This window comes from Ensifer sp. ENS11 (genome assembly GCF_014851895.1).
Classification (GTDB): domain Bacteria; phylum Pseudomonadota; class Alphaproteobacteria; order Rhizobiales; family Rhizobiaceae; genus Ensifer; species Ensifer canadensis.
Map to the genome: position 1 here is coordinate 1 of NZ_JACVAN010000100.1, position 255 is coordinate 255.

Consider the following 255-nt stretch of genomic DNA (forward strand, 5'->3'; position numbering starts at 1 on the left):
GAACCGGCGGCATGGCCAACAGCCATGCCCAAGCCTTCGCTCAGATCGAAGGCGTGGAAATGGTGGGAGCGGTCGATGTCGACCCCAAGCGCGCCAAAGGCTTTGCCGAGAAACACGGCATAGCCAATACGTTCACCTCGCTCGACGACGCCATTGCCTGGGGCAAGTTCGATGCGGCGACGAATGTGACGCCCGATAAGGCGCATCACCCGACGACACTGGCATTGCTTGCCGCCGGCAAGCACGTGCTGTGCG

At 62.4% G+C, this 255-nt stretch carries 1 protein-coding gene; it reads left to right on the forward strand.

Features of this window, described 5'->3' with window-relative positions; genetic code table 11:
* Positions 1 to 255: Gfo/Idh/MocA family protein (locus IB264_RS34400; RefSeq protein WP_192435395.1), on the forward strand; the 255-nt coding region annotated here is incomplete at both ends.